Origin of the sequence: Bradyrhizobium sp. YR681 (genome assembly GCF_000282615.1) — a bacterium.
GTDB lineage: Bacteria > Pseudomonadota > Alphaproteobacteria > Rhizobiales > Xanthobacteraceae > Bradyrhizobium.
In genome coordinates this window covers 1-14,219 of sequence record NZ_AKIY01000239.1, presented here as the reverse complement: position 1 = coordinate 14,219, position 14,219 = coordinate 1, and the positions used below count along the sequence as shown (strand labels likewise).

The 14,219-nt window shown below is 64.3% G+C and carries 13 protein-coding genes and 1 pseudogene; 6 read left to right on the top strand and 8 right to left on the bottom strand.

The window, feature by feature from the left end; all coding sequences use genetic code 11:
* Nucleotides 1–41 precede the first annotated feature (41 nt).
* Together PMI42_RS25490 and grxD are read right to left on the bottom strand one after the other, a co-directional pair.
* Nucleotides 42–595 (bottom strand): annotated as a pseudogene (locus PMI42_RS25490) (O-acetyl-ADP-ribose deacetylase).
* 3 nt (nt 596–598) lie between these two features.
* A complete protein-coding gene (grxD, locus tag PMI42_RS25485; protein ID WP_008139425.1) occupies nt 599–925 on the bottom strand; it encodes a Grx4 family monothiol glutaredoxin in 327 nt (108 codons plus the stop codon).
* Nucleotides 926–1,159: 234 nt separating this feature from the next.
* On the opposite strand from grxD, the gene egtB reads away from it, so the two are divergent.
* On the top strand, nt 1,160–2,458 hold the full coding sequence (egtB, locus tag PMI42_RS25480; RefSeq protein ID WP_008139424.1) for an ergothioneine biosynthesis protein EgtB: 1,299 nt from the start codon (nt 1,160–1,162) through the stop codon (nt 2,456–2,458).
* 51 nt (nt 2,459–2,509) lie between these two features.
* Nucleotides 2,510–3,481, top strand: coding sequence for an L-histidine N(alpha)-methyltransferase (gene egtD, locus PMI42_RS25475; RefSeq protein WP_008139422.1), 972 nt, complete (start codon nt 2,510–2,512; stop codon nt 3,479–3,481).
* Between the two features lie 176 nt (nt 3,482–3,657).
* Here egtD and PMI42_RS25470 read toward each other — a convergent pair whose 3' ends face one another.
* Nucleotides 3,658–4,866, bottom strand: coding sequence for a low temperature requirement protein A (locus tag PMI42_RS25470; RefSeq protein WP_008139421.1), 1,209 nt, complete (start codon nt 4,864–4,866; stop codon nt 3,658–3,660).
* A gap of 27 nt (nt 4,867–4,893) precedes the next feature.
* Nucleotides 4,894–5,130, bottom strand: a complete 237-nt coding sequence (locus PMI42_RS25465) for a BolA/IbaG family iron-sulfur metabolism protein (RefSeq protein ID WP_008139419.1) — start codon at nt 5,128–5,130, stop codon at nt 4,894–4,896.
* Nucleotides 5,131–5,343: 213 nt separating this feature from the next.
* Here PMI42_RS25465 and PMI42_RS25460 point away from each other — a divergent pair, with 213 nt between their 5' ends.
* Nucleotides 5,344–5,703: a DUF427 domain-containing protein gene (locus PMI42_RS25460; RefSeq protein WP_008139418.1), complete on the top strand. Its 360-nt coding sequence runs from the start codon at nt 5,344–5,346 to the stop codon at nt 5,701–5,703.
* Between the two features lie 79 nt (nt 5,704–5,782).
* Here PMI42_RS25460 and PMI42_RS38120 read toward each other — a convergent pair whose 3' ends face one another.
* A complete protein-coding gene (locus PMI42_RS38120) occupies nt 5,783–5,956 on the bottom strand; it encodes a DUF1328 domain-containing protein (protein WP_008139417.1) in 174 nt (57 codons plus the stop codon).
* A gap of 182 nt (nt 5,957–6,138) precedes the next feature.
* Here PMI42_RS38120 and PMI42_RS25450 point away from each other — a divergent pair, with 182 nt between their 5' ends.
* Nucleotides 6,139–7,326, top strand: a complete 1,188-nt coding sequence (locus tag PMI42_RS25450) for an acyltransferase family protein (RefSeq protein ID WP_008139416.1) — start codon at nt 6,139–6,141, stop codon at nt 7,324–7,326.
* A gap of 120 nt (nt 7,327–7,446) precedes the next feature.
* Here PMI42_RS25450 and purL read toward each other — a convergent pair whose 3' ends face one another.
* Nucleotides 7,447–9,657: a phosphoribosylformylglycinamidine synthase subunit PurL gene (purL, locus tag PMI42_RS25445; RefSeq protein WP_008139415.1), complete on the bottom strand. Its 2,211-nt coding sequence runs from the start codon at nt 9,655–9,657 to the stop codon at nt 7,447–7,449.
* 184 nt (nt 9,658–9,841) lie between these two features.
* Between purL and PMI42_RS25440 the strand changes: the two genes are divergently transcribed.
* Both PMI42_RS25440 and PMI42_RS25435 read left to right on the top strand, forming a co-directional pair.
* Nucleotides 9,842–10,321, top strand: coding sequence for a PaaI family thioesterase (locus tag PMI42_RS25440; protein WP_008139414.1), 480 nt, complete (start codon nt 9,842–9,844; stop codon nt 10,319–10,321).
* Nucleotides 10,322–10,395: 74 nt separating this feature from the next.
* Complete coding sequence (locus PMI42_RS25435; RefSeq protein WP_008139413.1) at nt 10,396–11,361, top strand: DMT family transporter; 966 nt, start codon at nt 10,396–10,398, stop codon at nt 11,359–11,361.
* Nucleotides 11,362–11,423: 62 nt separating this feature from the next.
* On the opposite strand, the gene PMI42_RS25430 is transcribed toward PMI42_RS25435, so the two are convergent.
* A complete protein-coding gene (locus PMI42_RS25430; RefSeq protein WP_008139412.1) occupies nt 11,424–12,779 on the bottom strand; it encodes an NAD(P)H-dependent oxidoreductase in 1,356 nt (451 codons plus the stop codon).
* 212 nt (nt 12,780–12,991) lie between these two features.
* Nucleotides 12,992–13,882: a LysR substrate-binding domain-containing protein gene (locus PMI42_RS25425; protein ID WP_008139410.1), complete on the bottom strand. Its 891-nt coding sequence runs from the start codon at nt 13,880–13,882 to the stop codon at nt 12,992–12,994.
* Nucleotides 13,883–14,219 lie beyond the last annotated feature (337 nt).

Here is a 14,219-nt window from a genome sequence, read left to right as displayed (position 1 = left end):
TCCCCTCCCCAGAACATGGCGGGCGGAGTGTACCGACGGCGTTATCGGGCACAAGGGCCGCTGTGTCGCGCAAGCGCCTCGGCATGGAGTTTGGCGCTCGGCTCGGAGAAGCAGCAGAACACGACACGGCTAACGGACGGCGCTGCGGGCAGCGTTTCGACGATCGTGCGCACGGCGATATCGGCCGCCCGGTCGGCAGGAAAGCGATAGATGCCGGTCGAAATCGCGGGAAATGCCACCGAGGTCAGCTTGTGCTTCCCGCACAGCTCCATCGAACGGCGATAGCAGGAGGCAAGCAGATCGTCCTCGCCGAGCGTGCCGGCTTTCCACACCGGCCCGACGGTGTGGATCACATGTGCGGCCTTGAGCCGATAACCTTTGGTGATCTTGGCATCGCCGGTCTTGCAGCCGTGGAGCATCCGGCATTCGGCGACGAGATCGGCCCGGCGGCCCGATGGATGGCACCATCAACGCCGCCCCCGCCAAGGAGCGACGTATTGGCCGCGTTGACGATGGCGTCAACGCTCAGCGCGGTGATGTCGGCAACGATGACCTCGAGCTCGGCGCCGCCGATGCGGCGCGCCAGCCGGGTCACCTATCAGGCCGCGACAGCGACGCCCTTCTCGGAGAAGAGCTGCTGCAGTTCGCCGGCCTGGAACATCTCGCGGACGATGTCGCAGCCGCCGATGAACTCACCCTTCACATAGAGCTGGGGGATGGTCGGCCAGTTCGAGAATTCCTTGATGCCGTTGCGCAGCTCGGCGGATTCAAGAACGTTGAGGCCCTTATAGCCAACGCCGATGTGGTCGAGGATCTGAACGACCTGACCGGAGAAACCGCACTGCGGAAACTGCGGCGTACCCTTCATGAACAGGACCACGTCGTTCGACTTCACTTCGTTGGCGATGAATTCCGCGATGCTCATATCAGTGTCCTTCTGGGGCGGAGCCCTCAACAATCCCTTCGGGCTGGCTCAGCCGATTTAACCCGATACCTGCCTATATATGTAGCCCAAACCGTTGTGCATCCAAAGTAAAATGGCGGCGAACAGCCCCGGAGCGGCCGGTCCCGGCAGCCCCATTACATGATGGCACGAATATCATCGCCGGGGAGGACTTTCATACCGTAACGGAGCCCCTATCTAGGACAAACCCCGGTTTTGGAACCGGGCAACGCCAACAACGTTCTCTTGTCCTGTCTGGAGAAAAACGTGACGAAACAAGCCTCCGCTATGGCCAGTCCGCCGCTTTCGTCACCGTCCTCCGCGCCGGGCAACCTTGCCCGGCGGCTTGAGGATGCCTTCCTCGCCGTCCGCAACGAGACCGAGCACCGGGCCGCCCCGCTCTCGCCCGAGGACCAGCAGATCCAGTCCATGCCGGACGCTAGCCCGGCGAAATGGCACCGGGCGCACACCACCTGGTTCTGGGAGCAGTTTCTGCTCGGCGAGCATGCCCCCGGCTACCGCCCCTTCCATCCCGATTTCGCGTTCCTGTTCAATTCCTATTACGTCAGCGCCGGCCCGCGGCATGCCCGTAATCATCGCGGCGACATCACCCGCCCCAGCGCCACCGAGGTCGGGGCCTATCGCAGCCATGTCGATGCGGCGGTCGTCAAATTCTTCCGCGAGGCCGGCGAGGACAAGCTGCGGGCCCTGGCGCCACTGGTCGAGGTCGGGCTCAATCACGAGCAGCAGCATCAGGAATTGATGTTCACCGACATTCTGCATGCCTTCGCGCAGAACCCGGTCTATCCGGGCTACGATCCGGACTGGCGCTTTCCGTCCGCGACGCGTACCGGCGACGAGTGGCTGGTGCTCAACGAAGGCATCCACACCGTCGGCCATGTCGACGACAGCTTTCATTTCGACAATGAGAAGCCCGCGCACCGTGCGCTCGTCGGGCCGGTCAGGATCGCCCGCAATCTCGTCACCAATGGCGAATGGCTGGCCTTCATGCGCGAAGGCGGCTACGGAGCCGCAACGCTGTGGCTGATGGATGGCTTTGCCGCGGCCAGCAAGGACGACTGGCAGGCGCCGGGCCATTGGCGCGAGATCGATGGCCAATGGCATGTGATGACGCTCGGTGGCGTGAAGCCGGTCGACCCCGACGCGCCGGTCTGCCACGTCAGCTATTACGAGGCCGACGCCTTCGCGCGCTGGGCCGGAAAGCATCTGCCGACCGAGATGGAATGGGAGGTCGCCGCGCGCGCGGGCCAGCTCAACGATGCCTTTGGCCTCGTCTGGCAGTGGACGCGGTCGTCATATTCGCCCTACCCCGGCTATCGGGCCGTGGACGGCGCGCTCGGCGAGTACAACGGCAAGTTCATGGTCAACCAGCTGGTGCTGCGCGGCTCCTCGCTTGCAACTCCTGAGGGTCACAGCCGTATCACCTATCGCAACTTCTTCTATCCGCACCATCGCTGGCAGTTCACCGGACTGCGGCTCGCCGATTACGTCTAGTTTTCATCCGACGACAAAATGCGCGCCGGACAGCGCGTTCAGGAGAGTATCATGAATGTGCACGCCAGCGCTTTGGCCGAAGCCCATCTTCCCGACGAGCAGACCACCGCCTTCGCCCGCGAGGCCATCGAGGATCTCTCGCAGCAGCCGAAAAAACTGTCGCCGAAATATTTCTACGACGCGACCGGATCGGAGCTGTTCGAGGCCATCACGCGCCTGCCGGAATATTATCCGACCCGCACCGAGCTATCGATCCTGAAGGAACGCGGCAGCGAGATCGCAAAAATCATTCCGGAGCATGCAGCCCTGGTCGAATTCGGCGCCGGCGCGACCACGAAGGTCCGCCTGCTGCTCAACCAGTGCAAGTTCGCAGCCTACGTCCCGGTCGACATCTCCGGCGACTTCCTGAAGGCACAGGCGAACGGCTTGAAGCGGGATTTCCCCTCGCTCGGCATCTATCCGGTCGCGGCCGACTTCACCACGCCGTTCGAGCTGCCAAAAGCGGTGGCATCGATGCCCAAGGTCGGCTTCTTCCCGGGCTCGACCATCGGCAATTTCGAGCCGCATGAAGCGCAGGCCTTCCTGAAGAGCGCGCGCCAAATTCTGGGCAAGGGCGCGCAGATGATCATCGGCGCCGACCTCGAGAAGGACGAGCGTGTCCTTTATGACGCCTACAACGATGCCGCCGGCGTCACTGCGCGCTTCAACCTCAATGTGCTGGTGCGGATCAACCGCGAGCTCGGCGGCAATTTCGACCTCTCCGCCTTCACCCATCGCGCGATCTACAATCGCGAGCGGCACCGCATCGAGATGCACCTGATCAGCAAGAAGAGCCAGACCGTGCGCCTGCTCGGCACCAGCTTCTCGTTCCGGGCAGGCGAAAGCATCCACACCGAGAACAGCTACAAATACAGCATCGAGCGTTTTGCAGCGCTGGCCCAGGGCGCGGGCTGGAATGTGCGCGAGAGCTGGACGGACGCGGCGAAGATGTTTTCGGTGCACGCGCTGGAGGTGGCGGAGTAAACGCTCCAGCGCATCCGAGACGGGTTTCCCTGCGGCGCGCATCCTTCGAGACGCCCGCCTTAGGCGGGCTCCTCAGGATGAGGACGGAGTGCGCGGCGAAGTTTTAACGGGCACGACAGCCAATTAGCCTCATCCTGAGGAGACCGCGGAGCGGTCTCGAAGGACGAGGCGCTTGCTCAAGCGCCCCCGCCAGACGCGCTCTCGTGCTCCTCCACCTTCGGCCCCAGCGAGACCGACTCCCACACTGCCACGACGATCATGATCACGGTCGTCGCAACCGACAGCCAGAGTGGCGAAAGAGCGGCGGCGAACCACCACAGCACCAGCAGCAGGATGATGCCGATGCCGTGCGAGAGCTGGAGGAAGCCGCGAATCGCGTGCTTGAACAGGATGGTGCCGACCAGGAACACCAGCGGTCCGCCGATCGTGCTGACGATGGTCCTGAGATCGGAATGGCCGGTCGGATGCTTCAGCACCAGTTCGTCCGACACCGCGGTCAGGATGATGCCGGCGACGATCGGCATGTGCAGATAGGTGTAGGCGAGCCGCGCCAGCCGGCCGGATTCTGCGGACTTTGATATCCGCTCCGAGCCGGCTTCCGCGCCCTTGTGGAAATAGATCCACCACATCGCAATGGCGCCGACCAGCGCAGAGACGAAGGCGAGAATATTATCCGCGGTCCAGTCCAGCTCGGCAAACGTCGCGCCGTTGACGACGACGGCCTCACCGAGCGCGATGATGACGAACAGAGAACAGCGCTCGGCCATGTGGCCGCCCTCGACGGCCCAGGCCTCGACCGACGAGAAGCTCAGCCCCGGCACCCAGAAGCGGGCCGACGGCCCGACATATTCGATCGTCAGCGCCGCAATCCAGAACCATAGCCGCGCCTCCTCATGCGCGAAGCCGCCGAGGATCCAGAAGATCGCAGAACCGCACAGCCAAACCAGGATGCGGATCGCATTGTGACGCACCAGAGTTCGGTGCGCAGGGGTGGCAAGCAACCAGAAGGCCGTACGCCCCACCTGCATCGTCGCGTAGGCGAGCGCGAACCAGAGGCCTCGCCCCTCGAACGCGGTCGGGATCGTCGTCGACAGCACGAGGCCGCCCAGCATCATCAGGAAAATCAGGATGCGAACCGGCGTCAGCTCGGGGTCGAGCCAGTTGGTGACCCAGGCGGTATAGACCCACACCCACCACACCGCGAGAAACAGCACTGCGACATGCACCGCGCCGAGCGGCGTGAAATGATGCAGCAGGGTGTGCGAGACCTGCGTGACGGCAAAGACGAAGACGAGGTCGAAGAACAGCTCGACATTGGTGACACGGCTGTGCTGGTTCGGCCGGATGACGCGAAACATCGCGCCGCGCGGATTGTCCGCAGCCATCATCGTGCCCCCGTCGCGATGATCAGGTCAGGTGCCGGGTACGCCGGTTTGCAGCGCCAGCGCATGCAGCACGCCGCCCATCTGGCCTTGCAGGGACTGATAGACGATCTGGTGCTGCTGGACGCGGGACTTGCCGCGGAAGGATTCCGAGATCACGGTCGCGGCGTAGTGGTCACCGTCGCCGGCGAGGTCACGGATCGTCACCTCGGCATCGGGGATCGCTGCCTTGATCATCGCCTCGATATCGTGGGCGTCCATGGGCATTCGGGTCTAGCTCCTAATCTCGGCTCAGATCAGCCTCGTCGTCGAATCGCTATGCCGGGGCCCGGATCTGCAAAGCCAAACTTGCCGGCAAGGTCAAACTTAGCGTGAACGGCCTTCTACGTCACGCCTTCCGGTACTATATCCCTGATCCCATCGGGATAAAGGCACGACAAAGTGCCGCGCGCGGTAGAATGAACGAAAAGGCGTGAAATCATGAAGCTTCCAGGGCCGGACCACCCCATCACCATCACCCAGAACCCGAAGCGCGTCCGGGTCACGGCCGGCGACATCGTGATCGCCGAGACCAGCAAGGCGCTGACCTTGAAGGAAGCCAAATATCCGGCGGTGCAGTATGTGCCGCGGGAGGACGCCAACATGGCGCTGCTGGAGCGCACCGACCGCGTCACCCATTGCCCCTACAAGGGCGATGCGAGCTATTACAGCGTCAAGGCCGACGGCAAGACGCTGGACAACGCGATCTGGACCTACGAGACGCCTTTCCCCGCGATGACGGAGATTTCCGGCCATCTCGCCTTCTATCCGGACAAGGTGAAGATCGAGGAAGTGGGGTAGTTTTGGATGCGCTCATTCCGGGGCGATGCGAAGCGTCGAACCCGGAATCGCCAGATTCCGGGTTCGGTCCTGCGGACCGCTACGCCCTGAAGATCGTCAGCCCGAGCACCAGCAGCACCAGGAAGATCACGACGAAGACGTAGAACAGGAAGCGTGCGATGTCGGCGGAGGCGGCCGAGATGCCGGTGAAGCCGAGCACGCCGGCCACGATCGAGATCAGTAAAAATATCAGCGCCCATTTCAGGATCGTCATCGCCAACTCCGACTTGAGACCGCAACTGTACGGCCCTCACCCTGTACGTGGACCCTAACTTCGGGACGCGGAACTGGTTCCTGATCGCACGACCGAAGGCTGTCGCGGCACAAACTGCCCTTGCTGAATCCGGTTCCCGGCGGCAGAGTCCGGCAAGGGACGGAAGCGTAACCGGGGCGACCATGATCACGATGTCACATACTGCGGCGATCGGCGCAGAGGCGCACGCCGCGCCGAAGGCCAAGGCGCGCAATCTGTCGCTGGACCGCGCCCGCACCTTCCTGACACTGGTGGTGCTGCTGCATCACGCCGTCATTCCCTATACCCATTTCGGTCACACCGACCCGGCTTCCTGGATCGGCTTCGACGTCGTCGTGCTCGCCACCGACAGCTTCTTCATGGCGATGTTCTTCTTCCTGTCGGGCCTGTTCACCTGGCCGGGCATCGCGCGCAAGGCACCGCAGGTCTTCCTGCGCGACCGCCTGCTGCGGCTGGGGCTGCCATTCGCGATCGCGGCCTTCACCGTCATCCCGCTCGCCTATTACGCGATAGCGTTACGGGCCGATCCGGAGCTGACTTTTGCTGCGTTCTGGTGGAAGACGATTACATCAGGTCCATGGCCGAGCGGCCCGATCTGGTTCGTATGGGTGCTGCTGGCCTTCGACCTCACCGCGAGCCTGCTCTATCGGGTCTCGGCGCACCTCGTCGATCCCGGCAATCGCGTCTCGTTGCGCGGATTTGAGCAGCCGGCAGTGTTCTGGCTGCTGCTCGCCGCCGTCAGCATCATCGTCTATGTGCCGGCGCTGCTCTATTTCGGCGGCAGCAGATGGTTCGAGTTCGGGCCGTTCTCGGTGCAGGCGAGCCGCATCCTGCTCTACTTCGCCTATTTCTTCATCGGCGTCAGCGTTGGCGCCGCGAATTTCGATCGCGGCATCCTCAGCGCCGACGGCCAACTGCCGAAAAGCCGCTGGACGTGGGTGATCGTCACGCTGATCCCCTATTGCCTGATGTGGGTCATGATCTACATCAAGCGCGAAATCCTGGGCAATCCCGATCCGCAGCCGCACTGGTACCAGGCGATCTACGGCACGTTCTTCGTGTTGTTCTCGGCCTCGATCCTGCTCGCGATCCTCGCCTTCTTCCTGCACCAGAAGTCGCCGGGCCCGAACCTGCTCGACCGCATGCAGGCGGATGCCTACGGCATGTTCCTGGTGCACTACCCGATCGCGCTGTGGATCCAGTACGCGCTGTATGACCTCGAATGGCACGCGGTCGCGAAAGCCGCGATCGGCTTCGTGCTCACGGTGATGTTGAGCTGGGGACTGACGGCGGCGCTGCGGAAGATTCCGGGCGCGTCACACGTGTTGTGAGATTTGAGAAGTTGTAGCCCGGATGGAGCGCAGCGTAATCCGGGGTTTCTCGCCGTTCGTCACGATCCCGGATTGCGCTGCGCTCCATCCGGGCTACGGGTCCGAGGCCGGAGCAGCCCCTCAGGCCGCCTTCCCGCCCATATATTCCGGCAGCCAGCGCTCGAACGACTTGCGCAGCGCGTCGATCGTGACAGGCGCTTCGCCGGCAATCGCGATCGCATCACCACCGGTGGTGCCGATCCGCACGCAGGGCACCTCGCAGCCGCGCATCTTGGCGAGCACGAGACCTGCCTCTGCCTCCGGCACGGTGACGAGATAGCGCGCCTGGTCCTCGCCGAACCAATAGGCCTGCGAGACAAGAGCCGTCGGCGCCGCCAGCAGCTTTGCACCGATGCCGCTCGCGATCGCCATCTCGGCGAGCGCGATCAGAAGGCCACCGTCGGAAAGATCGTGTACCGCGGTCGCGGTGCCCGCATGGATCATGCCGCGCACGCAATCGCCGTTGCGCTTCTCGGCAGCGAGATCGACCGGCGGCGGAGCGCCCTCCTCGCGGCCGCAGATGTCGCGCAGGTACACCGACTGGCCGAGCCAGCCATGGGTTTCGCCGATCAGCAGGATCGCCTCACCCTCCGCCTTGAAGGCGAGCGAGGCCGACTTGGTGAAATCGTCGAGCAGGCCGACGCCGCCGATCGAGGGCGTCGGCAGGATCGCGCGGCCGTTGGTCTCGTTGTAGAGCGAGACGTTGCCGGAGACGACCGGGAAGTCGAGCGTGCGGCAGGCTTCCGAGATGCCCTTCAGGCAGCCGACGAACTGGCCCATGATCTCGGGCCGCTCAGGATTGCCGAAATTGAGATTGTCGGTGATCGCGAGCGGCTTGCCGCCCACGGCCGTGATGTTGCGCCAGGCTTCCGCCACCGCCTGCATGCCGCCTTGATAAGGATCGGCCTCGCAATAGCGCGGCGTGACGTCGACGGTCAGCGCCAGGCCCTTCGGCCCGTCCTGCACGCGCACCACGGCGGCGTCCCCGCCGGGACGCTGCATGGTGTTGCCGAGGATGACGTGGTCGTACTGCTCCCAGACCCAGCGCTTGCTGCACATGTCGGGCGTGCCGATCAGCTTTTCGAGCGCGGCACCTACGCCCATCGGCGCCGGCACCTCGCGCGCATGCACGACCGGCAGCGCCGCGGAGGGGACATGCGGACGGTCATAGAGCGGCGCCTCATCACCAAGCTCCTTGATCGGCAGGTCGGCCATGACGTCGCCGCCATGCTTGACCACGAAGCGCTTGCTGGGCGTGGTGTAGCCGACCACCGCGAAGTCGAGGCCCCACTTCTTGAAGATCGCCTCGGCTTCCTTTTCCTTCTCGGGCTTGAGCACCATGAGCATGCGCTCCTGGCTCTCCGAGAGCATCATCTCGTAGGCGCTCATGCCGGTCTCGCGGGTCGGCACCGCGTCGAGGTCGAGATCGACGCCGAGGTCGCCCTTGGCGCCCATCTCGACCGCCGAACAGGTCAGCCCCGCCGCGCCCATGTCCTGGATCGCGATGACGCAATCGGCTTCCATGATCTCGAGGCAGGCTTCCAGCAGCAGCTTCTCGGCGAAGGGATCGCCGACTTGCACGGTCGGGCGCTTCTCCTCGGACTTGTCGTCGAACTCGGCCGAGGCCATCGAGGCACCATGAATACCATCGCGACCGGTCTTGGAGCCCAGATAGACGATCGGCATGTTCACGCCGGAGGCGGCCGCATAGAAGATCTTGTCGGTCTCGGCGAGACCCACCGCCATCGCGTTGACGAGGATGTTGCCGTCATAGCGGGTGTGGAAGCGGACCTGGCCGCCGACCGTCGGGACGCCGAAGGAATTGCCGTAGCCGCCGACGCCGGCGACGACGCCGGAGACGAGATGCCGGGTCTTGGCATGCTCGGGCGCGCCGAAGCTCAGCGCATTGAGGCAGGCGATCGGCCGCGCGCCCATGGTGAAGACGTCGCGCAAAATGCCGCCGACGCCGGTCGTCGCGCCCTGGTAGGGCTCGATATAGCTCGGATGGTTGTGGCTCTCCATCTTGAAGACCACCGCCTGGCCGTCGCCGATGTCGATCACGCCGGCATTCTCGCCCGGGCCCTGGATCACCCAGGGCGCCTTGGTCGGCAGGCCCTTCAGATGGATGCGTGAAGATTTGTACGAGCAGTGCTCGTTCCACATCGCCGAGAAGATGCCGAGCTCGGTGAAGGTCGGCTCCCGCCCGATCAGCTTCAGGATGCGCTCATATTCGTCGGGCTTGAGCCCGTGGGCGGCAACCAGTTCGGGGGTGATCTTGGGTTCGTTCTTCATGGATTCGGGGCTTTCGGCGGCGGTTGGCCGTTCTTAGGAACATCGGGGGGCTTGGAAAAGCCCTTTATGGCGCATTTTCCCGCTGTCCCACGTTTTGCGGCTGGCCGGCGGCGGGAACGGGAATTGCACCGCGCCGACGGATCGGATTTAAGGGCTAAAGACCCGCAATTGAAGGCCCATTTCCTTGCACGAATTGACCAAAACCGCCCCGTCCCCCCGCCCCGAGCTGCATGTCGCGACCGAGGGCGAATTTGCGGGCTGGCAGACCTGGATCCGCGACAGTTTTGAGAACCATATCGGCCCCTTCTGGCACCGCCTGGAGGCCGATGGCAGCGTCCGCTGCGCCTTCCGGGTCGAAAAGAAGCATCTGAACGGCTCCGGGAACGTCCATGGCGGCTGCTTCATGGCCTTCGCCGATTACAGCCTGTTCGCGCTCGGCCGCCACGCGCTGCAGGGCCGCGGCGTGACGGTCAATTTCGGCTGCGAGTTCCTGGATGCAGGCCACGAGGGCGAGCTGATCGAATGCACCGGCGAGGTCACCCGCGCCGGCGGTTCGCTGATCTTCCTGCGCGGGCAGATGGCCGCCGGCGAGCGCCTTCTGTTCACCTTCTCCGGCACGATCAAGCGGGTGAAGCGGAAGCCGCTCCCTCAGCCAGACGCATAGCTCGGCGCCTTCCCTTTTCCTGTCCCCTCGCCCACAGTCGGCTGAGCCGCGTTCGCGCCGGGGAGCAGAACAAGGTGCCGCAGAGCACATCGGGAACGGGTCGCAATGCGACCTCGGTCGCATCGCCGTTGCCATCCATGCCCGCCACCGGCGCACGCAGCTGGCGCGACTATGCGCTGCTGTTCGCGCTCGCCTGCTGCTGGAGCTCGACCTATCCGCTGGCCAAGCTCGCGCTGGACACGATCCCGCCGATCACCTTCATCTCGGCCCGCTCGCTGATCGCAGCCGCCTTCCTGTTTGCGATTCTCTCGATGCGCGGCATCAAGCTCCCGACCGATTTGAAGGCCTGGAAGCTGTTCGCGACCCAGCAACTGATCAACTCGACCTTCCCGTTCCTGGTCATCACCTGGTCGCAGCAATATGTGCCGGCGTCGAACACGGTGGTGCTGGCCTCGACGACGCCGATCTTCGCCTTCCTGATCACCTCGCTGATCACCCGGCACGAGCCGGCGACGCTGTTGAAGCTTGCCGGCGCGATTTTGGGACTCGCCGGTACCGTTGTCATCGTCGGGCTCGATGCTCTCCACGGCTTCGGCGGCCAGATCATCGCCGAGATCGCGATCCTGCTCGCCACCATCTCCTTTGCCTGCGCGACGATCTTCGGCCTCAGGCTCTCCGGGTACGATCCCATGGTGGTGGCGGCCGGCTCGCTGCTGTTCGGCGGCCTCATCCTGCTGCCGCCGTCCCTGATCATCGACCAGCCCTGGACGCTGCACCCGACGCCGACGGCCATCGTCGCCACCGTCGTCATGGGCATCGTCTCCAGCGCGCTGGGATTGATGCTGTTCTACGTCTGCCTCGGCCGGCTCGGCACGCTGACGACGAACGCGCAAGGTTACCTGCGCATCCCGATCGGCGTCGGCCTCTCCGTGCTGCTGCTCGGCGAGAGCGTGCCGTCGAACCTCGCGCTGGGCCTGGTGCTGGTCATGGCCGGCGTTGCGGCCATGACGGTGCCGGCGGAGCGGCTGAAGTGGCGCTAGCGTAAAACGCTATTGCTCGGCGTCCGCCGGTAATCCCGGTTGCCTCCGCTTGGATGCGCCCTTCAAGCCGCGATGTTTGGTTGTCGGAAGGCCGCTTCCATCTCGCGGCGCACCCGCACGGCGAGATTATCGGGATCGTACTCCACGTCCTCCCATTTCAGGCGCTGGCCCTGCTCGATATCGGTCTTGAGCTTGACTTGGTGGGCGAGGCCGAGCGGCAGGTAGCCCTGCTTCAGCGACGCGTCTGCCGGGGTCTGCTTGCCCCAAACGCAGAAGCCGCCCTCACCGTCGAGCATCTCGCCGGCCTTCAGCTTGCGCTTGGCGGTCGCGACGACGTCCGAATTGAACGCGATTGGCGCACCGGTCGGCTCCTTGCGCAGCGCCGCGGAAGCGACGGAGATGCCGAGCTCGAGCCCGATCATGTGGATCGGCCGGTACAGCGAGGCGTATTTGCCGGTCTTGTCCGGCAGCATGCTGTATTCGCGGAAGCACTCCTCGGAATAGGCGCTGTCGGTCTCGAACACGACATAGGTGCCCATCACGAGGCTCTGCGGGACGTCGGTGCCGTCACGATAGACCGAGGACGTGACCTCGGTGACCCCCGACTTCTCCAGCATGCCACCGTCGGATTTCGGCTTGCAGATTTCGGCGTGCTCGAACCGCGTCGCCGGCGGGAACGACAGGCCCTCGCTCTGCGCATGCAGACCGGTCGCGTTGCACACCGCCGTCATCTCGATGCCCGACTTGGTGCCGTCGACGAAGGAGTTGAACATCTTCGGGTTGATCGAGTTGCGATCCTTGATCTTCATGTATTTGTCGAGGATGTCCCAGACCGTATCCGGCGTCGACTGGTGGTAGGTCGGGTGGTAGCGCGTCCCTTTGCCGGCGGCGACAACCCTGAAGCCGGCCGCGCGCGCCCAGTCGACGTGATCGGCGATCAGCGCCGGCTGGTCGCCCCAGGCGAGTGAATAGACGACCCCGGCCTGCTTGGCCTTGCGCGCCAGGATCGGACCTGCGACCGCATCCGCCTCGACATTGACCATCACGATGTGCTTGCCGTTCTCGATCGCCTTCATCGCGAAGCGGATGCCGGCGCCGGGATCTCCGGTCGCCTCGATGATCACCTCGATGGCGGGATGGGTGATCAGCGCGTCGGCATTGTCGGTGACGACAGTGCGGCCGTGCTTGAGCGCGTCGTCGATGGACGTTGCGGCGTATTGCTCTTCGGGCCAGCAACCCAGCTTGAGCTGCGCCCGGGCGCGCGCGGTGTTCAGGTCGGCCACGCCGACCAGATGCATGCCGTCGGTCTGGCGCACCTGCGACAGGAACATCAGGCCGAATTTTCCGGCTCCGATCAGGCCGATGGTAACAGGCTTGCCGGCCGCCTTGCGCTCCAGCAGCATGCGATGGAGATTCATCTGGATTTCCTTAAGCGTTCCTCGGGTGACGGCGTTGTTGCAACCGTGAAGTCCGGCCGCGCTCGCCTTGTCCGGGAACGTTAGGCAGCGGCGAATCCGAGGGCAATTCAGATTATCTGCCGCGACGATGTAGGCGCGCTAAACAATCGGCGCGCTCTGGCTCATGGTTTGCGCATGATCTTTCTCGGAAAACCGCTTCACACTTTTCCGGATCATGCGCGTGCGCTCCAGGCGTCTCGCTCCCCGCGCAACCAGTCGAGGAAGGTACGGGTCTTGCGGTGGCGCAGATGGCCGTGCGGGCAGACGATCCACTGCGTGGTGAGCACGACCTCCGGCGGGTCCTTCACGGGGCAAACCAGGCGGCCGTCGCGCAGTTCGCGCCAGGCCAGCAGCTCGCTTTCCAGCCCGATGCCGAGGCCATCGACGGCAGCATCGATCGCCATGTGGCTGCGGTCGAACAGCACGCGCTTCCAGCGTTCCGCAGGCTCGATGCCGGCCTCCGTGAACCAGCGCGGCCATTGCATCTGCGATTTCACCGAATGGATCAGCCGGTGCTTGGGCAGGTCCTGAGCTGCAAGGCTGCCCGCCGCAAAGGACGACGGCGCACACAGCGGAAAGAATCGCTCCTTGCCGAGGCTTTCGACGAACAGGCCGGCCCAGCCGCCCTCGCCGTGGCGGATCTCCAGATCGACATTCTCTTTCCGAAAATCGGTCGGCTCATTGGTGCCGTCGAGCCGCAATTCGATGTCGGGATTGGCATCGACGAAGCTCGCAAGCCGCGGCAGCAGCCATTTGCTCGATACGCTGGGCGCGGCCCGCACGGTCAGCGTGGTGGCGGAGCGGATACCGCGGACATGCTGCGTCACGTCGGTGACGTGCTCGATCTCGCGGCTGATCATCTCGAAATAGCGCTCACCGGCCTCGGTCAGCGTGATGTTGCGCCCGACCCGCGAGGTCAGCGCCGTGCCGAGATGCAGCTCCAGCGCCTGGATCTGCTGGCTGACGGCCGATGGCGTCACCCGCAATTCATCCGCTGCACGGGAAATGCTGCCTGCGCGCGCCACCGCGTGGAAGACGATGATGGCGCGGAACGGTATCTGCATCAGGAAACCTTTTAGGCCAGCTAAAGTGACGGCGAATATAATTCAATTGTCGTGCATGGCCAGCGATCTAGGCTTCAGGCTCAAGGCAACCCGCGACAGACGGGTGCCGACAGAGGAAACAGGACGGCGCAGCGCGCCGGTTCGCCCCGGGGGAAGGAACACAAGGCCCTTTCACCAGCTAAAGCGATTTTGACGACCCCGGCGCAGCAAGGCCTGCGCGCGGCAACGCACACGTGCGCCGACCAAGGCGCCGCAACGAGACCATCAGGGAGGACTGACGATGTCGGGCAAGGGCCACAGGATTTCGCGCCGCAACTTCATGGTAGCGGCTGGCGCC